Annotated in this window: 22 protein-coding genes; 16 read left to right on the top strand and 6 right to left on the bottom strand. The window is 73.1% G+C overall.

The genetic code is table 11. The features are described 5' to 3' along the window. Positions 1-24: 24 nt before the first annotated feature. The gene (locus tag FB467_RS17940; protein ID WP_141786311.1) at positions 25-318 is read left to right on the top strand and encodes a GNAT family N-acetyltransferase; all 294 of its coding nucleotides are present in this window, start codon (positions 25-27) and stop codon (positions 316-318) included. A gap of 9 nt (positions 319-327) precedes the next feature. Here FB467_RS17940 and pcm read toward each other — a convergent pair whose 3' ends face one another. Then, positions 328-912 carry a protein-L-isoaspartate O-methyltransferase gene (pcm, locus tag FB467_RS17935; protein WP_141786310.1) on the bottom strand — a complete coding sequence of 195 codons (585 nt, stop codon included), beginning with the start codon at positions 910-912 and terminating at the stop codon, positions 328-330. Positions 913-1,007: 95 nt separating this feature from the next. On the opposite strand from pcm, the gene FB467_RS17930 reads away from it, so the two are divergent. Continuing rightward, positions 1,008-3,203, top strand: coding sequence for an acyltransferase family protein (locus FB467_RS17930; RefSeq protein WP_141786309.1), 2,196 nt, complete (start codon positions 1,008-1,010; stop codon positions 3,201-3,203). Positions 3,204-3,238: 35 nt separating this feature from the next. Here FB467_RS17930 and FB467_RS17925 read toward each other — a convergent pair whose 3' ends face one another. Further along, positions 3,239-3,748, bottom strand: a complete 510-nt coding sequence (locus FB467_RS17925) for a DinB family protein (RefSeq protein WP_141786308.1) — start codon at positions 3,746-3,748, stop codon at positions 3,239-3,241. 3 nt (positions 3,749-3,751) lie between these two features. Further along, complete coding sequence (locus FB467_RS17920) at positions 3,752-3,976, bottom strand: RNA-binding S4 domain-containing protein (RefSeq protein ID WP_141786307.1); 225 nt, start codon at positions 3,974-3,976, stop codon at positions 3,752-3,754. Between the two features lie 137 nt (positions 3,977-4,113). Between FB467_RS17920 and FB467_RS17915 the strand changes: the two genes are divergently transcribed. From FB467_RS17915 to FB467_RS17875, 9 genes are all read left to right on the top strand, one after another. After that, positions 4,114-5,055, top strand: coding sequence for an ABC transporter substrate-binding protein (locus tag FB467_RS17915; protein WP_170230826.1), 942 nt, complete (start codon positions 4,114-4,116; stop codon positions 5,053-5,055). A gap of 34 nt (positions 5,056-5,089) precedes the next feature. Continuing rightward, positions 5,090-6,028, top strand: a complete 939-nt coding sequence (locus tag FB467_RS17910) for an amino acid ABC transporter permease (protein WP_228393436.1) — start codon at positions 5,090-5,092, stop codon at positions 6,026-6,028. Then, a complete protein-coding gene (locus tag FB467_RS17905; protein ID WP_280525448.1) occupies positions 6,025-6,807 on the top strand; it encodes an amino acid ABC transporter ATP-binding protein in 783 nt (260 codons plus the stop codon). The genes FB467_RS17910 and FB467_RS17905 overlap by 4 nt, the downstream gene beginning before the upstream one ends. Positions 6,808-6,833: 26 nt before the next feature. Further along, positions 6,834-7,994, top strand: a complete 1,161-nt coding sequence (locus tag FB467_RS17900; RefSeq protein ID WP_141786305.1) for an NAD(P)/FAD-dependent oxidoreductase — start codon at positions 6,834-6,836, stop codon at positions 7,992-7,994. 96 nt (positions 7,995-8,090) lie between these two features. Then, entirely contained in the window at positions 8,091-8,825 is a 735-nt protein-coding gene (locus FB467_RS17895) for a GntR family transcriptional regulator (protein WP_170230825.1), read from the top strand. Between the two features lie 4 nt (positions 8,826-8,829). Then, complete coding sequence (locus tag FB467_RS17890) at positions 8,830-9,414, top strand: TIGR03086 family metal-binding protein (protein ID WP_141786303.1); 585 nt, start codon at positions 8,830-8,832, stop codon at positions 9,412-9,414. 232 nt (positions 9,415-9,646) lie between these two features. Further along, positions 9,647-11,827, top strand: coding sequence for an MMPL family transporter (locus FB467_RS17885; protein ID WP_141786302.1), 2,181 nt, complete (start codon positions 9,647-9,649; stop codon positions 11,825-11,827). A 33-nt stretch (positions 11,828-11,860) separates the two neighbouring features. Then, a complete protein-coding gene (locus FB467_RS17880) occupies positions 11,861-13,084 on the top strand; it encodes a sensor histidine kinase (protein ID WP_141786301.1) in 1,224 nt (407 codons plus the stop codon). Beyond that, positions 13,081-13,707 carry a response regulator gene (locus tag FB467_RS17875; RefSeq protein WP_141786300.1) on the top strand — a complete coding sequence of 209 codons (627 nt, stop codon included), beginning with the start codon at positions 13,081-13,083 and terminating at the stop codon, positions 13,705-13,707. Before FB467_RS17880 ends, FB467_RS17875 begins: the two co-directional genes overlap by 4 nt. 7 nt (positions 13,708-13,714) lie before the next feature. Here FB467_RS17875 and FB467_RS17870 read toward each other — a convergent pair whose 3' ends face one another. Both FB467_RS17870 and FB467_RS17865 read right to left on the bottom strand, forming a co-directional pair. Continuing rightward, a complete protein-coding gene (locus tag FB467_RS17870) occupies positions 13,715-13,945 on the bottom strand; it encodes a hypothetical protein (protein WP_141786299.1) in 231 nt (76 codons plus the stop codon). A 26-nt stretch (positions 13,946-13,971) separates the two neighbouring features. After that, positions 13,972-14,610, bottom strand: a complete 639-nt coding sequence (locus tag FB467_RS17865) for a DsbA family oxidoreductase (protein WP_141786298.1) — start codon at positions 14,608-14,610, stop codon at positions 13,972-13,974. A gap of 134 nt (positions 14,611-14,744) precedes the next feature. Here FB467_RS17865 and fdxA point away from each other — a divergent pair, with 134 nt between their 5' ends. From fdxA to FB467_RS17845, 4 genes are all read left to right on the top strand, one after another. After that, complete coding sequence (gene fdxA / locus FB467_RS17860; protein ID WP_141786297.1) at positions 14,745-15,083, top strand: ferredoxin; 339 nt, start codon at positions 14,745-14,747, stop codon at positions 15,081-15,083. Between the two features lie 30 nt (positions 15,084-15,113). Then, entirely contained in the window at positions 15,114-16,052 is a 939-nt protein-coding gene (locus FB467_RS17855) for a VanZ family protein (RefSeq protein ID WP_141786296.1), read from the top strand. Then, entirely contained in the window at positions 16,034-16,636 is a 603-nt protein-coding gene (locus FB467_RS17850) for a DUF4230 domain-containing protein (RefSeq protein ID WP_170230824.1), read from the top strand. The genes FB467_RS17855 and FB467_RS17850 overlap by 19 nt, the downstream gene beginning before the upstream one ends. A 74-nt stretch (positions 16,637-16,710) precedes the next feature. Further along, the gene (locus tag FB467_RS17845) at positions 16,711-17,013 is read left to right on the top strand and encodes a hypothetical protein (RefSeq protein WP_141786294.1); all 303 of its coding nucleotides are present in this window, start codon (positions 16,711-16,713) and stop codon (positions 17,011-17,013) included. A 40-nt stretch (positions 17,014-17,053) separates the two neighbouring features. Here FB467_RS17845 and FB467_RS17840 read toward each other — a convergent pair whose 3' ends face one another. After that, entirely contained in the window at positions 17,054-18,064 is a 1,011-nt protein-coding gene (locus FB467_RS17840; protein ID WP_141786293.1) for a hypothetical protein, read from the bottom strand. Between the two features lie 311 nt (positions 18,065-18,375). Between FB467_RS17840 and FB467_RS17835 the strand changes: the two genes are divergently transcribed. Beyond that, the gene (locus tag FB467_RS17835) at positions 18,376-19,431 is read left to right on the top strand and encodes a hypothetical protein (RefSeq protein WP_141786292.1); all 1,056 of its coding nucleotides are present in this window, start codon (positions 18,376-18,378) and stop codon (positions 19,429-19,431) included. The last annotated feature ends 13 nt before the right edge of the window (positions 19,432-19,444 follow it).

Below are 19,444 nucleotides of genomic sequence, written 5' to 3'. Positions count from 1 at the left end.
CCGGGGAGGTGCCACAGTGGGGTCATGAGTGAGGTCACCGTTACGCACGACCCGGCCGAGTCCCGCTACGAGGCGTCCCTGGGCGGCGAGGTCGCCGGGATCCTGGCCTATGTCACCTCGGGCACCACGATCAACCTGACGCACACCGAGGTCGACCCCTCGTTCGAGGGCAAGGGCGTCGGCGGGGCACTGGTCCGCGGCACCCTGGAGCAGCTGCGGGAGGACAACCTGCGGATCATCCCGACCTGTCCGTTCGTGCAGGCCTACCTGGAGCGGCACCCGGAGTACCAGGACCTGGTCGACCCCGACCACACCTGACCGGACCGGTCACGGCTCGACCAGCGGCACGAACCGGTACCACCCCGGTGACCTGGTGACCCGGGTCGCCTCCCCGTGCCGGTCCACCCGGACGACCCGGCCGGCCAGCGGCAGCACCATCCGGCCCCCGTCGGCGAGCTGGTCGACCAGCGCCTGCGGCAGGGTCTGTGCCATCGCCGACACCAGGATCCGGTCGTAGGGCGCGCCGTCCGGTGCGCCCAGCACCCCGGGTTCCGCCGGGTCGATGCGGGCGGTGCCCAGGCCCGCGTCGACCAGCCGGGCCGCGGCCAGCTCGGCCAGCGCGGTCACCCGCTCCGTGCCGCGGACCGACCCGTCCGGTCCGGCCAGCCGGGCCAGCAGCGCGGTGGTCCACCCGGAGCCGGCGCCCACGTCGAGCACCCGGTCCCCGGGCCGGACCTCGAGCAGCTCCAGCATCGTGGCCACGGTGCTCGGTTGGGAGCAGGTCGACCCGAAGCCGATCTGCAGGGCGGTGTTCCGGGCCGCGGCGTGCCGCACCGCGCGCGGCAGGAAGTCCGCCCGCGGGGTCTGCTCCATCGCCCGGGTGACCCGGTCGCGGTGGCTGAGTGTCGGCATACCCCAGCGTGACGCGAAGACCCCCGTCGCGCCACCCGGGGACCCGCGCGGTGCGCCGGGCGGGTCCTGGCCCCCCGCCGACGTACAGTACGCAGGTGGCTGGCCGAGCGGCGGCGAACGCATCCTTCCGCCCCGACATCGAGGGGCTCCGCGCGGTCGCGGTGCTGATGGTGCTGGCCTTCCACGCGGGGGTGCCCCTCGTGCCCGGGGGCTTTGCCGGGGTCGACGTCTTCTTCGTGATCTCCGGCTTCCTGATCACCGGCCTGCTGGTGCGCGAGGTGGAGCGCTCCGGGCGGGTGTCGCTGACCTCCTTCTACGCCCGGCGCGCCAAACGGCTGCTGCCCGCGGCGTCCCTGGTGCTGGTCGTGACCGGGGTGCTGACCTGGCTGTTCGTCCCGCGGATCCGGTGGGCCGAGATCGGCGGCGACCTCGTCGGCTCGGCCGTCTACCTGATCAACTGGCGGCTGGCCGACCGCTCCGTGGACTACCTGGCCGAGGACTCGGTGGCCTCCCCGGTCCAGCACTACTGGTCGCTGGCGGTGGAGGAGCAGTTCTACATCGTGTGGCCGCTGCTGATGGTGCTCGGCGCCTGGCTGGTCCGGCGGCACGGGCTGCGCACCCGGCCGCTGCTGGGGCTGCTGCTCGCGGTCGTCGTGCTGGCCTCGCTCACCTGGTCGGTGGTGCAGACCGCGCTGTCCCCGCAGACCGCCTACTTCGTGACGACCACCCGGCTGTGGGAGCTCGGGATCGGGAGCCTGGTCGCGCTCACCGCCGCCACCTGGCAGCGGCTCACCCCCACCGCCGCGACCGCGCTGGCCTGGGCCGGGGTGCTGGCGCTGCTGGGGTCGGCCGTGCTGCTGGGGACGGACACCGCCTGGCCGGGGTATGCCGCGCTGTTGCCGACGCTGGGCACCTCGGCGGTGATCGCCGGCGGGTTCAACGCCCGGGCCGGTGGGCCGGTCCGGTTCCTCGGCAGCGCCCCGATGCGGGGGACCGGCGCGCTGTCCTACTCGCTCTACCTGTGGCACTGGCCGTTGCTCGTCGTGGCTGCGGCGGCGTGGGGCGAGCTGGCCCTCTGGCAGGGGATCGCCATCTCGCTGTTCGCCTTCCTCCCTGCCCGATTGACCTACGTGCTGGTGGAGGACCCGGTCCGGACGGCCGCCGTCATGGCGCGGGTGCCCGTCCTGGCGCTCGCGGTCGGGGCGGCCTGCACCGTCGTCGGTGCCGGCGCCGGGTTCGGCCTGGTGCGCGGGATGGAGTCCTCCATCGAGCAGGCCGACGGCCCCGCGGCGGGGGCGGGCTCCCTGGTGGACCGGGGAGACGGGGCGGGGGAGACCGCCGCGGTGCCCGGTGGCTCGGGGGCCGAGGGTGCGGGGGGCGACGACGCGGCGAGCCGTAGGGCGGAGCCGCGGGAGGACCCGGCCGAGGACGACGAGCCGACGCAGCCGGCCGACCCCGCGGCGGCCGGGCCGGACATCGACCAGATCGACCTCACCCCGGAGTCGATCACCCCGGACCCGCTGCTGGCGATCGAGGACGTGCCGAGCATCTATCCGCGCGGCTGTGCCGGGTCGGTCGGCAGCACCGAGGTGATCCGGTGCGACGGCGGTGACCCCGACGGGGACCTGGTCGTGGCGCTGGCCGGTGATTCCAAGATCGGGCAGTGGGGCGACGTGCTGGAGGAGATCGGTGCCCAGGAGGGGTGGGCGGTGCGCACCTACAACCGGTCCGGGTGCCCGTGGTCCTCGGCGCAGGTCGACGAGGACGGCAGCTGCGCGCGGTGGGGGGAGCAGCTCCGCGAGCGGCTGCTCGGCCCGGAACGCCCCGACGTCGTCATCGTGTCCGGGGTCAAGGGGCGGGCCGGTGAGGGGACCGACGCGGAGCGCACCGAGCTGATGGCGCAGGGGTATGTCGACTACTGGACCGACCTGGGTGAGGCCGGCATCCCGGTCGTCGTGCTGGCGGATACCCCGGCCCCGGGGGAGCTCAGCGTCTACGAGTGCGTCTCGGAGCACCGGGACGACGTGTCGCAGTGCACCTTCGAGCGGGGCGACGGCAGCGGCACCCGGCCGCTGCGGCGGGCCGCCGAGGAGGTGCCCACCGCGACCTTCATCTCGATGAACGACTGGATCTGTCCGCTGGAGGAGTGCCCACCGGTCATCGGCGACGTGCTGGTCTACCGGCAGGGCTCGCACATCACGAACACCTACGCGATGTCCCTGATCGAGCCGCTCCGGGCCCGGCTGGTGCCGGCCGTCGAGGAGGCCATGGCGACCGTGGACGACGGGTGACGGTGCGGTAGGCCCCCTGCCGGGCCCGCCCGGCCCTAGGGGTGCTCTGTCCGGCCGGCCAGGACCTGCTCGCGCAGGATGTCGGCGTGGCCGCAGTGCTGGGCCAGCTCGCGCAGCACGTGCAGGTAAACCCAGCGCAGCGGCAGCGCACCCCGCCGGTTGCCGTGCACGAGGTCGTCGACGGCGAGGTCTGCCGTCGCCCGGCGGGAGGCCGCGCACGCCTCCTGGTGGGCGCGGCATACCGACTCGATGGTGTCGTCTTCAGCGAGGTCGAACGACTCGTCAGGGGTCTCCGGGATCCCGATCTGCGACCTCGAGCGACCGGTGACGGCCTCGTCGAACCACACCTGCTCCACGAACGTCGCGTGCTTCAGCAGCCCGAGCAGGGTCGTCTTCGACGGCACCAGCTGCCGGCGGGCCTGCTCCTCGGTCAGCCCGTCGAGGCTGCCGCGCAGCGCCGCGCGGTGCTCGTCCAGGAAGGCCTCGAACTGCTGCCGGAGCGGCTGCCCGAAGGCGCCCGCGTCGTGGTGGGAGCCGTGGCCCACCGCTCAGCCGCCGCTGGTCACGAGGACTGACTCCCCGGCATACCCCACCACCGCGCCGGGACGCACCTGGGTGCCGCGGCGGACCACCACCTGGCCGTCCACGGTCACCTCGCCGTTCTCGATCACCATCCGGGCCATGGCGCCGTCCTGCACGAGGTTGGCCAGCTTGAGCAGCTGGCCCAGGCGGATGGACTCGTCGCGGATCTCGACCTCGGACAGGTTCGGCATGACTCCACTGTAGGCCGGACGTCCGGGGCGGGCGAACGTCGGACTTTGCCAGGAATTGACCCGGGAGTCCCTTGACGCCGGTCCGGAGCCAGTGTCAGGGTGCCTTACTGTCAGACAAGATGACAAGAGGAGAACGCATGTCCCTGTCCCACCACCTGTCCCGGGGTGGCCTCACCCTGGCCGCCGCCCTGCTGCTGACCTCCTGCGGGCTCGGCTCCTCCCCGAGTGACGAACCGGCCGACGGCGCCGACGCGTCGGCGGACGGGGCCGCTGCCTCCTCCGGCCCGGTCATCGAGGTCGACGAGGAACTGGCCGCCCAGGTCCCGGACGACCTCAAGGAGGCCGGCGTCATCCGGATGGCGATCAACCCGAACTACCCGCCGTTCGAGTCGATGGGCCCCGACGGGAAGACCCTGGTCGGCCTCGAGCCGGACCTGGCCGATGCGATCGGCGACGTGCTGGGGCTGGAGATCGAGATGGTTCCGACCTCCTTCGACGGCATCATCCCGGCGCTGGAGGCGCACAAGGTCGACATGGCGATGGGCTCGATCGGCGACACCAAGGAGCGCGAGGAGGTCGTCGACTTCGCCACCTTCTACTGGAACGGCACCATGATCATGGTGCCGGCGGGCAACCCGGAGGGGATCACCTCCGAGGAGGCCTGCGGGGTAGACATCGGCGTGATCCGCGGCTCGCTCCAGCAGTCCACCTTCCTGCCGGCCCACGGGCCGCGCTGCGAGGAGGACGGCAAGGAGCCGCCGACCGCGCAGGTCTACCAGGACGGCCCGCAGGCCCAGCTCGCGCTGAAGAGCGGGCGGATCGACGGGGTCATGCTGGACGCCCCTCCGCTGCTCGACGCGGCGCAGAAGAACCCCGAGGACTTCGAGGTCGTCGGCCCGCTGGTGCGCAACCCGAACCCCGGCGGCGTGGCCTTCCCCAAGGACAGCGAGCTCGTCGAGCCGGTCAACGGCGCCCTCAACCTGCTCATCGAGAGCGGGGCCTACGAGGAGATCCTGACCCGGTGGAACCTGCAGGACATCGGGATCGAGGCGTCCGAGATCAACGGGGCGCTGGAGTGAGGTCCGGTCCCGCCGCGGCCGGAGGGGGTATGCCGTGACCGTCGCCTCGACGACCCCGGCCACCCAGGCCGGGCACGCGCAGAAGGTGGTGAAGCTGCGCCACCCGTTCCGGTGGATCAGCTACGCGGTGATCGCGGTCCTGGCCGCGATGCTGGTCAACACCCTGCTCACGAACGAGAACTTCGGCTGGGACGTGGTCGGGGAGTACTTCACCTCGGTCCGCATCCTGGACGGCCTGCTCAAGACCCTGCAGCTGACCGCCATCGCCATGGTGCTCGGCGTGGTGCTCGGGGTGTGCCTGGCGGTCATGCGGCTGTCCAGCAACCCGGCGCTGTCCTGGACCAGCTGGCTCTACCTGTGGTTCTTCCGCGGCACCCCGGTCTTCGTCCAGCTCCTCTTCTGGGGCTACATCTCGGCGCTCTACCCGGTGATCTCGCTGGGCGTCCCGTTCGGTCCCGAGTTCGTCCAGTTCGACACGAACGTGCTGATCACCCCGGTCATGGCGGCGATCCTGGGGCTCGGGCTCAACGAGGGCGCCTACATGGCCGAGATCGTGCGGGCCGGCATCCTGTCCGTCGACAAGGGACAGACCGAGGCCGCCCAGGCGCTGGGCATGAAGCGCGGCCGGATCCTGCGCCAGATCGTGCTGCCGCAGGCGATGCGGGTGATCATCCCGCCGACCGGCAACAACACCATCTCGATGTTGAAGACGACCTCGCTGGTCAGCGTGCTGGCCTTCCCCGAGCTGCTGTATGCCGCGCAGCTCATCTACGCCGACAACTTCGAGACCATCCCGCTGCTGATCACCGCCTCGATCTGGTACATCATCGTCACCTCGGTGCTCACCGTGGGGCAGTACTACATCGAGCGGCACTACAGCCGCAGCGACCGGTTGGCCGGCGGGCGGATGCGGCGGTTGATCGAGCTGCAACGACGCCGCGGCGTCCGGACCGAGGGGCAGGAGCAGCGATGACCGACACCCAGAGCACCGATCGCCCCATGGTCCGGGCGGAGGACATCCGCAAGTCCTTCGGCACCCTCGAGGTGCTCAAGGGGATCAACCTGGAGGTCCGCCGCGGCGAGGTGATGACCCTGCTGGGGCCGTCCGGGTCGGGCAAGACCACGTTCATCCGGTTGATCAACCACCTGGAGACGATCAGCGCCGGCCGGCTCACCGTGGACGGCCAGCTGGTGGGCTACCGGGAGCACCAGGGCAAGCTCTACGAGCTCAAGGAGTCCGAGGTCGCCGGGATGCGGGCCGAGATCGGCATGGTGTTCCAGCGGTTCAACCTGTTCCCGCACATGACCGTGCTGCAGAATATCATGGCCGCCCCGGTCGGGGTGCGCGGTGAGCGCCGCCAGGTGGTGAAGGAGCGGGCGATGGGCCTGCTCGAGCGGGTCGGCCTGTCGGACAAGAGCCACGCCTACCCCGGCGCGCTCTCCGGCGGCCAGCAGCAGCGCGTGGCGATCGCCCGCGCGCTGGCGATGGAGCCCAAGCTGATGCTCTTCGACGAGCCGACCTCGGCGCTGGACCCCGAGCTGGTCGGGGAGGTGCTGGACGTGATGAAGGACCTGGCCCGGTCCGGCATGACGATGATCGTGGTCACCCACGAGATGGGCTTCGCCCGCGAGGTCGCCGACTCCGTGGTCTTCATGGACGACGGCGTCGTGGTCGAGGCGGGCCCGCCCCAGGACGTCCTGGTCAACCCGCAGCACCGCCGGACGCAAGACTTCCTGAGCAAGGTGCTGTGACCCCACAACCCGAACGAGGAGCAGGTATGCAGACAGTCGTCATCGGCGCCGGAGTGGTCGGGGCCTCGATCGCCACCGGGCTGGCGCGCCGCGGCGCGCAGGTCACCCTGGTCGACCGGGGACCGGTCGGCGCGGGCACCTCCGCCACGTCATACGCGTGGGTCAACTCCAACGGCAAGGAGCCGGACAGCTACTTCGCGCTCAACGCCGAGGGGGTGCGCGCCCACCACCGGCTGGCGGCGGACGGGAGTGACTGGCTCGGCGCCGGCGGGCACGTGGAGATCGCGGTCGACGAGGCCCACGTGCGGCACCTGCGCGGCCGGATGGACCGGATGGTGGAGCGCGGCTACCCGGTGGAGGAGATCGACCCCGCCCGGGCCCGCGACCTGCTGCCCGACGTGCTCGTCCCCGACGCGGCCGCGCTGGTCGCCTACTTCCGCGAGGAGGCCTTCGTCCACCCGCAGCTCTACCTGGCGCACGTGCTCGGGCAGGGCCTGCGCGCGGGGGTCCGGCTGCGCACGGGTGACGAGGTCGTCGCGCTCTCCGGCGGGGACGGCGGGGCGCAGGTCACCCTGGCGGACGGCACGGTGCTGGCGGCCGACCGGGTCGTCTCGGCCGTCGGCCGGTGGACCTCGGACCTGGCCGCGCTCGCCGGCACGAGCGTCCCGATGGCGACCTACCAGGAACCGGGCGACCTGACGGTCGGCTACCTGCTGGAGACGGACCCGGTGCCGGTGCGCCTGGACCGGGTGGTGACGACCCCGTGGCTGAACCTGCGGCCGTCGGGGGGCGGGCGGCTGCTGCTGCAGGCCCTGGACCTCGACGCCACGGCCGACCCGGAGGCGGTGCCCGGCCCCGACTCGCCGCTGGCCGAGGAGTTCCTGCAGCGGTTGCGCGCGGTCGTGCCGCAGGCCGCCGGAGCCCGGATCCGCCGGGTCCTCGTGGGACGGCGCGCGATGCCCGCCGACGGGTTGACCGTGGTCGGACCCGCCGTGGACCGGGACTGGCTGTATGTCGTCGCGACGCACAGCGGGGTGACCCTGGCCCCCTTCCTCAGCGAGGCCGTTGCGGCCGAGGTGCTCGGTGACGGGGAGGACGCGCGGTTCGCCGACTTCCGGCCGGCCCGGTTCGAGGGGGTCGCCGAGATCGCCAGCCCCCGCACCCCCCGCAAACCCGGCGAGCAGTGACCGGGGGCGTCCCTCCCGGCAGGCGACCCGGTAGTTTGCACCATGTCGGTAGGTAAGACCAGGGGGACAGGGACGTCCCCGGGACGGAGAAGACCCGTGGCGAAGGTGCGACGCGAGACCGTCGCCGAGCAGGGCCTGTCGATCCTGCGGGCGCAGATCCTCGACGGCACCCTGCAGCCCGGGGACGCGGTGACCGAGGAGGCGATGGCCCAGGAGTTGGGGATCTCCCGGCCGACGCTGCGCGAGGTGCTCAAGACGCTGGTGGGCGAGGGCCTGCTGACCCGGCACCCGAGCACCCGGATCCTGCAGGTCACCACGCTCACCGTGGAGGAGGTCCGGGAGATGTACGTCGCCCGGCGGGTCCTGGAGTGCGCGGGGATCGATGCCGCGGCGTCGCTGCCGGACGAGGCCTTCGCGCCGCTGCGGGAGACGCTGGAGGAGATGGCCGAGGCGGTCGCCGGCCGGGACCACTACGGGCTCGTCCAGGCGGACCGGCGGTGCCACTCCGAGACCGTCGCGCTCACCGGCTCCAGGTACCTGATCAGCCTGCACGAGCGGTTGATGGCCCGGATGAACCTCACCCTGTCCCAGGTGGAGAGCGACGAACCGTCGGACTACACCGAGGTGCTGCGGCTGCACCGGGAGTACTGCACGCTGATCATGGAGCGGCGCCCCGAGGAGGCCAAGGCACAGCTGTTGCAGCGGCTGGAGGTCGCCGAGCAGGAGGTGACGACCAGCCTGGAGACGCGGCGGGCCACCGGCAGCAATGCCCGGCGCTCGGTCCGGAAACCCACCCGGGATGCGCTCGGCGCCACCGGAGGGGCAGGGTAGGGGGATGGACGAACGCACCGAGATCGTGCTCCTGCCCGAGGCCGCCCGCGAGGTCGGCGCCGTCGTGGACCGGATCGCGCCGGATGCGTGGGAAGCGCCCTCGCCGTGCGCCGGGTGGAGCGTGCGGGACGTGCTCAACCACCTCACCAGCGAGCACCTCTGGGCGCCGCACCTGCTCCGCGGGGAGACCCTGGACCAGGTCGGTGACCGCTACGACGGCGACGTGCTGGGCCAGGACCCGGCCGGGGCGTGGCGCCGCGCGGTCGCCGGGTCGATGCTGGCCTTCGGCACGGCCGACCCGGCCGCACCCGTCCACGTCTCCTTCGGGCAGATCGGCACCCGCGAGTACGCCAGCCAGATGCTGGTCGACCTCACGGTGCACGCCTGGGACCTGGCCCGCGGGGCGGGCGTCCCGTATGCCGGGGTGCCGGACGCCGTCGAGGCCGCCTTCGCCTACGAGAAGCCGCGGGTGAGCTCGCACGCCGCCGCAGGCATCTTCGCGCCGCCGCTCCCGACCCCGTCGGAGTCCCGGCTCGACCAGCTGGTGGCGCTGCTCGGGCGCGACCCGGGGTGGCCGGCCCGCGGGTAGGTCGCTGGTCTGCAGGGCGGCCCCGGCCTGGACCGACGACGCGTCCGGTGGGGGCGGATCCTGGACCGATGAGACGTCCGGTGGGGGTGGGAGGCCGCCAGACGACGCGTCCGGTCGAGGGGGAGGAGCCGGGGGACATCATCCGAACGGATGATGGGGGAGCCGCCCGGAACGCCGATGTGACGGAGCCGGATCGGCGGTTCCCTGGAATCAGTCGATTCCAGGGAGAGAGATGTCCACGCAGGCGCCAGACCGTCACACGCACACCACGCATCACCGGGCCACGCACGGGGCCACGCGGCCGTCGACATACGGCGGAGCCGCGGGCGGGCCGACGCCCCGCCGCACGGGCGTCGCAGGGTGGCTCACCTCGCGCCGGGGCGCCTGGGTCGCGCTGGCGCTGGCCCTGGTGGCGATGCTCGCCGTGCTCGGTCCGCTGCGCGGGGAGGAGGCGCCGGCCCGTGCCGACTCGGTGCCCGCGACCTCGGAGTCGGCGATGGCCGAGGCGCTGGCCGACCAGTTCCCCGGCTCGGACGTCGCCCCGGTGCTGGTGGTGCTGTCCCGCGACGGGGCGGCCCTGACCGAGGGCGACCTCGCGGCCGGTGCAGAGCTGGCCACCGGGCTGAGCGCGGTCACCGGCCACGAGGCCTCCCCACCCCTGACCGCCGAGGACGGCCGCGCCGCGATCCTCCAGGTGCCGATGACCCTCGGCGCCGACAACAGCGCGAACGCCGACACCATCGGGCAACTGCGGGACGCCGTCGCGGCGCAGCAGGACGACGGGGCGCTGCCGGCCGGGCTGACCGCCCAGGTGACCGGCGGTCCGGCGTTCGGCGCGGACGTCGCCTCGGCCTTCGACGGGGCCAACATCACCCTGTTGCTGGTGACCGTCGGGATCGTCGCCCTCCTGCTGATCCTCACCTACCGGTCCCCGATCCTGTTCCTGGTGCCCCTCGCCGTCGTGGGCACCGCCGACCAGTTGGCCGCCGTGGCGACCGCGGCCCTGGGCCGCGCGCTGGACCTGCAGTTCGACGCCGGGATCGTCAGCGTCCTGGTCTTCGGTGCGGGGACCAACTACGCGCTCCTGCTCATCTCCCGCTACCGGGAGGGGCTGCACCGCACGGCCGACCACCGGGCGGCGCTCGCCACGGCCTGGCGCGGGGCCGTCCCCGCGGTCCTGGCCAGCAACGTCACGGTCGTCCTGGCGCTGCTCACCCTGTCGCTGGCGACCCTCCCCGGGACCCGCGGGCTGGGCGTCGCCTCGGCGGCCGGACTGGTCATCGCGCTGGCCGCCGTCCTGCTGGTGCTGCCCCCGGCCCTGGCCGTCGTGGGACGCCGCGCCTTCTGGCCGTTCGTGCCGCGCCCCGGCACGACCGACCCGACCGAGCACGGTGTCTGGTCCCGGATCGCCGGGGTCGTGGTGCGTCGCCCCGCCCGGGTCGTCGCGGCCTCGGTGGCCCTGCTCGCGGTGCTGGCGACCGGCCTGCTCGGGACCTCGGTCGGCCTGACCCAGACCGAGAAGTTCCGGGTCGCCTCCGAGTCCGCCGCCGGTCTGGAGGTGCTCGCCGAGCACTTCCCGGCCGGGGAGGCCTCGCCCCTCGTCGTGGTCGCCGCCGCAGGGGCCTCCGAGGAGGTCGAGCAGGCCCTCACCGGTGTGGACGGCGTCGTCGCCGTCCGGGAGACCGGCACGAGCGACACCGACGCCGGTGAGCTGGTCCGCTTCAGCGTGGTCGGCGAGCCCGCCCCGGGCACCGACGCCGCGCTCGACCTGGTCGACACCGTGCGGACCGCCGTGCAGGGCGTGCCGGGGGCCGACGCGCTCGTCGGTGGCGCGACGGCCCAGGACCTGGATGCCCGCGCGGCGGCCGACCACGACCTGCTGGTCGTCGCGCCGCTGGTGCTGGCGGTGGCCCTCGCCGTCCTCGTGCTGCTGCTCCGGGCGCTGGTCGCCCCCCTGCTGCTGCTCGTGGTCAACGTGGCCAGCTCCGCGGCCGCGATCGGGGCGGGGGCCTGGATCGGTCGCACCCTCTTCGGCTTCCCCGCGCTGGACGTGATGGTCCCGCTGCTGGCGTTCCTGTTCCTGGTCGCCCTCGGCATCGACTACACGATCTTCCTGGTGCACCGGGCCCGGCAGGAGGCCGCGGCGCACGGCACGCGCCGGGGGATGGTCCGGGCCGTGGCGCACACGGGTGCGGTGATCACCAGCGCCGGGGTCGTCCTGGCCGGGGTGTTCGCTGCCCTGGGGGTGCTGCCCCTGGTCACCCTCGGCCAGCTCGGCCTCATCGTCGGGCTGGGCGTACTCCTGGACACCCTCGTGGTCCGCACCGTGTTGGTGCCGGCCCTGTTCGCCCTGCTCGGCGACCGGATGTGGTGGCCCTCGCGACCGGCCGCCGACGTCCCCGCCAACGGATAGCGTGGGGCCCGCACCCGTCACCGCAGGAGCCCGATGACCACCAGCGCCGTCCAGCCGTCGCCGCACCCCGCCGCGGGTGCGGCGCGGCTGTTGGCGACCGGCAGCCACGCCCTGTTCCTGGTGCTCCTGGCCATCGGGACCTGGCGCGCGGTGGCGACCGGCACGGCATACCCGCCGCTGGCCGTCCTCGTCCCGGTGACCCTGGCGGTCTACGCGGTCGGGGCACTGCGCCCCGTCCGCCGGTCCGGTCCGTGGTGGCTGGTGCTGCTCACCATCTGCTGGGGTGGCCTGCTGCTCGTCTCCACCGAGTTCGTCTGGGTCGCCTTCTCGCTGTGGCTGCTGTGCGTGCACGTGCTCGGGCTGCGCTGGGCCCTGCCGTATGCCGTGGCGGTGCTGGCCGCCGTCGTGGCGGCCCAGCTGACGGTCGGGGCGCACCCGGCGGCCGTCGTCGGGCCCGCCATCGGGTGCGTCGTGGCTGTCGGGATCGGGTGGGGCGCCCAGCTGCTCACCCGGGAGGCGCGGGAGCGCCAGCAGCTGGTCGACCGCCTGGTCAGCACCCAGGCCGAGATGGTGGAGCTGCACGACGACCTGGCGCGCACCCAGCGGGAGGCCGGGGCGCTGACCGAGCGGACCCGGTTGTCGCGGGACATCCACGACACGCTGGCCCAGGGGTTCTCCTCGATCCTGCTGCTGTCCCGGGCCGGGGCGGAGCAGCAGGACCCCGCCCGGCTGCGCGAGCTCCTCGGGCAGATCGAGGCCACCGCCGCGGAGAACCTGGCCGAGTCCCGCGCCGTGGTCCGCGCCCTGACGCCGGCCCAGCTGGACGTCGGGCTCGCCGCCTCGCTGGGGCGGCTGCTGGCCCGGCTCGAGCAGGAGACCGGGCTGGACACCCGCCTGGAGGTCGACGGGGAGGTCGCCGTGCTCAGCACGACCGAGGAGGTCGCCCTGCTGCGGGTGGCGCAGTCCGCCCTGGCCAACGTGCGCGCCCACGCCGCGGCCCGCACGGTCGCGGTCACGCTGACCAACGCCGGGGACACCGTGCGGTTGGACGTGCTCGACGACGGGGTGGGCTTCGACGTCGCGGCGTGGTCGGCCGGGCGGCTCGCGGCCGGTGGCGGGGGCTACGGGCTCCGCGCGATGCGGGACCGGCTGCGCGACCTCGGCGGCGGCCTCGAGGTGGAGAGCGTGCCCGGGGACGGCACCGCCCTGGCGGCGCACCTGCCGCTGCGGGGACCCCAACAGGGAAGGACACCGTGACGGTGCGGGTGCTCATCGTGGACGACCACCCGGTCGTCCGGTCCGGCCTGCGGGCGCTGCTGGAGACCGACCCCGGCCTCGAGGTCGTGGGCGAGGCGGGGTCCGGGGAGCAGGCCCTCGCGCTCGCGCCGCGGCTCGCGCCCGGCGTGGTGCTGATGGACCTTCGGCTGGGCGAGGGGATCGACGGGGTGACCGCCACCGAGCGGCTGCGGGCGGCCGCCGACCCGCCCGCCGTGATGATCCTGACCACCTACGACCACGACGCCGACATCGTCCGGGCCGTCGAGGCCGGCGCAGCCGGCTACCTGGTCAAGGACGCGGCGCCGCAGGTGATCCTGGACGCGGTGCACGCGGCCGCGCGCGGCGAGACGGTGCTGGCCCCGGCCCTGGTGCACCGGCTGATGACCCGGATGCGTCGACCGGGACCGAGGATCACCGACCGGGAGCTCGAGGTGCTGCGTCTGGTCGCGCAGGGCCGCGCCAACCGGGCGATCGCCAAGGAGCTGTTCATCAGCGAGGCCACCGTGAAGACGCACCTGGCGCACGCCTTCGACAAGCTCGGGGTGGACAACCGCACCGGGGCGGTCGCGGCCCTGCGGGAGCAGGGGCTGCTCGGTCCCTGACCGGTGGTCACGGGCGGGGCCGGTACCGCCGGGCGACCTCCCGCGCCTCCTCGGGCCGCCCGAGGTCCACGAGCAGCTCGACCAGCTCCAGGCGTGCCCGGGAGACCTGCTCGGGGGACGCGTCCGGCACCGGCCCCCAGGTCTGCATCGCGTCCGCCGCCTCCTGCGCCGCGCGGTCCAGGACGCGGCGCGCCAGGGCCCGCGCCCAGCGCGGGAGGTGGGGCTGGTCGTCGCGCACCGTGCCGACCCTGGGTGGTCCGGTGGTCAGGCCGAGACGGTCTGGGGTGCCCCGACGACGCCGAGCGCGTCGAGCGCGGCGGCACCGGTGAGCGCCGGCCGGCCCGGCGCCACGAGCGTGACGTCGGGGTGCGTGCCCAGCGCCTGCCAGGCCTGCTGCCAGTCCCGCATCAGGTGGAAGGCCAGGGTGGACAGCGGCATCCGGGCGGGGGACACGGCATACCCGAAGTTGCGCACGGCATCCGTGCGGCTGTGGCCCGACTTCAGCGCCGGCGCCAGCAGCCGGCGCAGCACCTCCGGGTTGCCGATGTCCTGGTGCTCCGCCCAGTAGGCGTGCAGCAGCAGCCGCCTGACCTCGGGGCCGACGCCGGCCAGGTAGGCCTCGGCATACGCGGAGATCGGGCCGTCCGGGTGCGGCAGGAAGCCCGGGGCGCTGGCCGGGAACTCCTCGCGCGGGTCGGTGAGCGACCGGACCCGCTCCACGGCCCGCTGCTGGTTGGCCCGGCCCTCGGCGTCCAGGCCCAGCCCGGTCCGGGGGAGCCGGGGGTGCCACGCGACGGGCCGCCAGTCGGGGACCGGCTCGCCCGCGGCGGCCAGGGCGTCCAGGCGCAGGCCGGCCAGGTAGGCGGCGGGGCTGGTGAAGTCGGCGTAGATGACCTCGTCCATGGTCGTGCTCCTTGCTCGTCGACGGCGCCCGGGGACCCTCGGCCCCGGGATGGCCGGATGCCCTTTATTTTACACAAAGGATTGTGAAATAATAGACCCGGACCACCCGCTGGATCGACCGGAAGGAGGCCGCGGTGACCTACGTGATCGCCCAGCCGTGCATCGACGTGATGGACCGTGCGTGCGTGGAGGAGTGTCCGGTCGACTGCATCTACGAGGGTGCGCGCTCGCTCTACATCCACCCGGACGAGTGCGTGGACTGCGGCGCCTGCGAGCCGGTGTGCCCGGTCGAGGCGATCTACTACGAGGACGACCTCCCCGAGCAGTTCGGGCCCTACCTGCGGGACAACGAGGAGTTCTTCACCCAGGTGCTCCCCGGGCGGGAGGAGCCGCTGGACTCCCCGGGCGGGGCGGCCAAACTGGGTGCGATCGGCGCCGATACGCCGTTGGTGGCCGGTCATCCTGCCGGGTGAGCCGCGCCGGTAGCCCCTAGGGTTGCGGGGGTGGACGGGTTCAGCGCCTCCGCCCTGCTGGCGGTCTTCTTCGGCCTCGTGCTGGTCCCGCTGGCCTTCATCCCCTACATCGCCTGGAGCTTCCGCCGCGGCACCACCGGGCCGGGTCACGCGCTGCTGAGCGCCGGCGGCCTGATCTACCTGATGGCGCTGTGGGCCTACACGATCGTCCCGCTGCCGGACGCCGCGCAGCTGATCTGCGACGGGACGCTGCGCGCCCAGTTCGTCCCGTTCCACTTCCTCACCGAGATCGACCGTTCCGGGGGGATCGGCGGCCTGCTGCGCGACTCCATGCTGCGCCAGGTGGTCCTCAACGTCGCGTTCTTCGTGCCGCTGGGGATGCTCACCCGGCACCTGTTCCGGTGGCGCCCCGGACGCTGCATCGCGCTCGGCCTCGGGGGGTCGCTGCTGATCGAGCTGACCCAGCTGGCCGGCCTGTGGTGGACCTACCCGTTCGCCTACCGGCTGTTCGACACCGACGACCTGCTGGCCAACACGCTCGGCGCGGCGATCGGCGTCGGTTTGGCCCCGGTGCTGCGGTGGGTGCCGGGTCAGCACACCGACCCGGCCGACCGGCCGCAGCCGGTGCGGCCGCTGCGCCGCCTGACCGGGATGACGGTGGACGTGCTGTCGGTCCTCCTCGTCGGCACCGGCGTGCCGGTGGCGGTGCGGATCGCCCTCTACCTCACGGACCGCGTCTACACGGGGCACACGGTGCTGATCGAGGTCGGCGCCACGCTCGCCGCCGCCGTGGTGTTCCTGCTGGTGGTGCCGGCCAGCGCCGGGGCGACGCTGGGCCAGCACCTGGTCTACCTGCGCCCCGTCCGGCCCGACGGGGGCCGTCCCCGGCCACACCAGTGGGGGATCCGGGCGCTCACCGGCGCCGGGGCATTCGTTTGCTGGCTGTCATCTTGGCGATTCCCGTCCTGATCCTGGCGCTGGTCGGCGCCGCCGGCGTCCTCGACTACGAACCCTCGTGGAACCCCTTCCAGGAGGGGACGACCGACCGCACCGGCCCGTCGGTGCTGGAGTCGCTCACCGAGATCAGCGAGTTCCACGCCGCGAAGGCGCACTACGAGACCGTGGTCGACATCGAGAAGGACACCGCATACCTGCCTGACTGGGTCAGCGGCGAGCGGGTCCTCTACGTCGGCAAGGGGGACGTCGACGGGGTGGTGGACTTCAGCGGCCTCGACGAGAGCAGCGTCACGGTGTCCGACGACGGCACGATGGTGGCCATCACCCTGCCGGCTCCGACGGTGGGCACGCCCGTGCTCGACCTCGCGACCAGCTACGTCGTCAGCCACGACAAGGGCATCACCAACAGGTGGAAGGGCTCGGACCTGGAGCGTGAGGCCCAGCTGAGGGCCGTCGAGCAGATGACCGCGGCGGCCAGCGGCGAGGGCATGCTGGTCGACCTCGCCGAGGAGAACACGACCGCGATGCTGCGCGGCCTGCTCGGTGCGCTGGGATACGAGAACATCACGATCACCTTCGACGATCCCCTGCGCTGAAGCAGTCAGGGCGACTTCCGTCCCCTCCCCCAGCGGCAGACGTCCCGGCCGCGCCGGCCCCCGTCGGGATCGGCGTGCTGCGGGCCGGGCTCTTCGACATCGCAGCGGTCCTGGAGCGCACCATCGTGTATGCCGTGATGACCGGCATCGTGCTGGCCACCTACTTCGGGACGCTGGCCCTGGCGACCGGCGTGCTCGGGGCCGAGGCGGGACGGGGCACCTCGTTGCTGGCCAGCGCGGCAGTGGCCGTCTTCCTCGCGCCGGTGAAGGCGTGGCTGCACCGCGTCGTGGAGCGGAGATCTGCGTCGGCTCACCTGGCGTCAGCGGTCGGGAAGGTGACCGTGAACTCCTCCTCAGGAACCCTGATGAACATTTGACTCGGCCCGACGGTGACGGCGCCGTCGGTCGCCGTGCCCTTCAGTCGACGGGGAAGCTGAGGCTGAACGACTCGGACCCGAACTCCTTGACTGTGCTGCCGCCAAACCGCTCGCGCAGCTCCGCCTGGTTGGCGACCGCCACGTCGAAGGAGTCGAAGTCCGCCGGGATGCTCATCACGACCTCCTCGTCCCTCCCCCAGAGCCGACCCTCCTGGACGACTGGTTCCGCACCCTCGATCGTCCAGGTCAGCGTGGCGTGTCGGTCGGACCAGCCAGCCCTGGTGGCGTCGTACTCGAGCCGGTACTCCATGACCAGCCACATGCTCCCGGGCTCGGCCCACCGCTGCGACCCGATGCGCGGGGGCACGTAGGGCGTGATGCGGGCCGACCGCAGCCGGACGTCTGCGGTGAACTGCCGGTCCTCGTAACCGGGGACCGGCCCGTAGCTGAGGACGTCGGTCAGGTCCTGCTGCACCACCCGGCGCAGGTAGGTGTCGGTGAGCGGATCGGCGACCCGGGCCCCTGTCGCGATGTCGAAGACCTGCTCGTGGCCGTCGGCCGAGACCACCAGGCTGGCACCCTCGCCTCCCACGGGCAGGCTTGCGAGGAAGGAGCTGTCCCCCTGCGACAGCTCCTTCACCAGCTTCCGGGTGCCCTGGGAGTCCACGTGGAGCTCGGTCGGTGGGGTCTGATCGTCCTCGCCCGGCACGAAGCTGACCTCGAAGACGTAGAACTCCTCCCCGGGAGCGGCGACGTATGCCGACTCCGGACCTCCATGCACATGTCCTGGGACGGAGTCCGCCCGGCCGACCGACGTGATCTCCACCGTCCCGTCCGGCGTCCCGAAGACTCCCTCGGTCGGCTGGCTCACTTCCTGGCGCGGGATGTCCTCCCTCAGGTCATTGATCAGCAGCCCGGCCTCGGCTTCCGGCGGTGGTGCCGGAGTGGTCGTGGCGGCCGCGTCGGCCGACCCCGCCGCCGCGTCGGTCGTCGCTGTTGGGTCGTCCGTCTCCGGTGCCGTGTCCTGTGGCGCTCCTTCCGCCGACGCCACCGGCCCTCCTGCGTCCGGTTCTGCAGATCCACAGCCGGTGAGGATGAGAGACGCTGCACCAACGGTGGCGACGGTGCGTCGGAGAGTGAAACGTGTCATCAGGCCGTCCTTGGGTGTGCATGGAGATCGACAGGGGACACGCTAGGAGCCGGATCACTGCTGGTCAGGTGGTTCCGGGACGGTCCGAACAACTCCGAACGGCATCGGACGACGGCGAACAGGTCGCGCCGACGCTACAGTCGCCAGCAACCGGTCCGTTACGGGCACGTGCCGGCAGGGCAATGGTGACGCAGCAGGGAAGGGGTGGATCCGTGGAGACGGACGCTTCGGACGACTCCGTCGACCAGGTCGTGCGGGACCTGCAGAGGCTCAGGGGCGAGGCCGGCGGCACCTCCTACGCCGAGATCGTGCGTCGGGTCGCCGCGCTGCGGGAGGCCTCCGGGGTGCCGGACCGGCTCGCGCGCCCTGCCAGGACCACGGTCTACGACGCCTTCCGCCAGGACCGCACCCGTCTGGACGCCGACCTGGTCGCCGACATCGCGCAGGCGCTCGGAGGGGACGGTGACCACTTCCGGCAGCGGTGCCTGCACGTCCGCCTGGCGTCCGAGGTCATCGCCACCACCCCGCCCGTCCGGCCCGACCGGGCCGCAGACCCATCCCCGGCGACGGCCCCGGACGCCCCCGCCCGCCCGGCCCCGGCCCCTCGCCCCGCGGACGACGAGACCGTCGGCCGGGAGACGGCATACCGGGCACTGGTCCTGCTCGGCTGCCTCGCTCTCAACCTGCTCGGATACGCCACGGTGGAAGCCTTCGGCCTGACCATCTTCCTCGACATGGCCGGCACCGGGATCGCCGCCATCGCGCTAGGACCCTGGCACGGGGTGCTGGTCGCGATCGCCACGCACCTGGTGGGGACGGGACTGCACGGCCTCACGACCGTGCCCTTCGTCGTGGTCAACATCGCGGGGGCGCTGGTCTGGGGGTATGGCGTGCGCCGCTTCGGCCAGGGGCGCTCGCTGCCGCGGTTCTTCGGCCTGACGGTGCTGGTCGGTCTGGTCTGCACCTCCCTCGCCACCCCTCTGCTGCTGCTGCTGTTCGGCGGCGACACCGGGCACTCGGCAGGGTTCGTCAACGGCCTGACCGCGCTGGGTGAGCCGCACTGGCTCGCCGTGCTTCACGCCAACCTGATGATGTCGCTGGCGGACAAGCTGCTCTCCGGGTTCCTCATCCTCACGGTGGTGTCGGTGCTGAGCTGCCGAACGCCGGTCCCCGGTGGTCACCTCTTCGCCGTCCTCGGCCGTCTCGACCGGGGCGCGCGGGACCCGGGACTGCGCGGTTGGGCACCGGCCCGCGGTGGCGACGCGTAGCGCCCGGAAGCGC

The sequence above is a fragment of the Ornithinicoccus hortensis genome (assembly GCF_006716185.1).
GTDB lineage: Bacteria > Actinomycetota > Actinomycetes > Actinomycetales > Dermatophilaceae > Ornithinicoccus > Ornithinicoccus hortensis.
This window is presented reverse-complemented; position numbering and strand designations above follow the sequence as displayed.

Excerpts from the sequence above, each read along its gene's own strand:
- pcm (WP_141786310.1), bottom strand. The coding sequence starts at position 912 with ATGCCGACACTCAGCCACCGCGACCGGGTCACCCGGGCGATGGAGCAG.
- FB467_RS17920 (WP_141786307.1), bottom strand. The coding sequence starts at position 3,976 with ATGCCGAACCTGTCCGAGGTCGAGATCCGCGACGAGTCCATCCGCCTG.
- FB467_RS17865 (WP_141786298.1), bottom strand. The coding sequence starts at position 14,610 with ATGGACGAGGTCATCTACGCCGACTTCACCAGCCCCGCCGCCTACCTG.
- FB467_RS17890 (WP_141786303.1), top strand. The coding sequence starts at position 8,830 with ATGGACGAACGCACCGAGATCGTGCTCCTGCCCGAGGCCGCCCGCGAG.
- FB467_RS17900 (WP_141786305.1), top strand. The coding sequence starts at position 6,834 with ATGCAGACAGTCGTCATCGGCGCCGGAGTGGTCGGGGCCTCGATCGCC.
- FB467_RS17880 (WP_141786301.1), top strand. The coding sequence starts at position 11,861 with ATGACCACCAGCGCCGTCCAGCCGTCGCCGCACCCCGCCGCGGGTGCG.
- FB467_RS17885 (WP_141786302.1), top strand. The coding sequence starts at position 9,647 with ATGTCCACGCAGGCGCCAGACCGTCACACGCACACCACGCATCACCGG.
- FB467_RS17940 (WP_141786311.1), top strand. The coding sequence starts at position 25 with ATGAGTGAGGTCACCGTTACGCACGACCCGGCCGAGTCCCGCTACGAG.
- FB467_RS17915 (WP_170230826.1), top strand. The coding sequence starts at position 4,114 with ATGTCCCTGTCCCACCACCTGTCCCGGGGTGGCCTCACCCTGGCCGCC.
- FB467_RS17905 (WP_280525448.1), top strand. The coding sequence starts at position 6,025 with ATGACCGACACCCAGAGCACCGATCGCCCCATGGTCCGGGCGGAGGAC.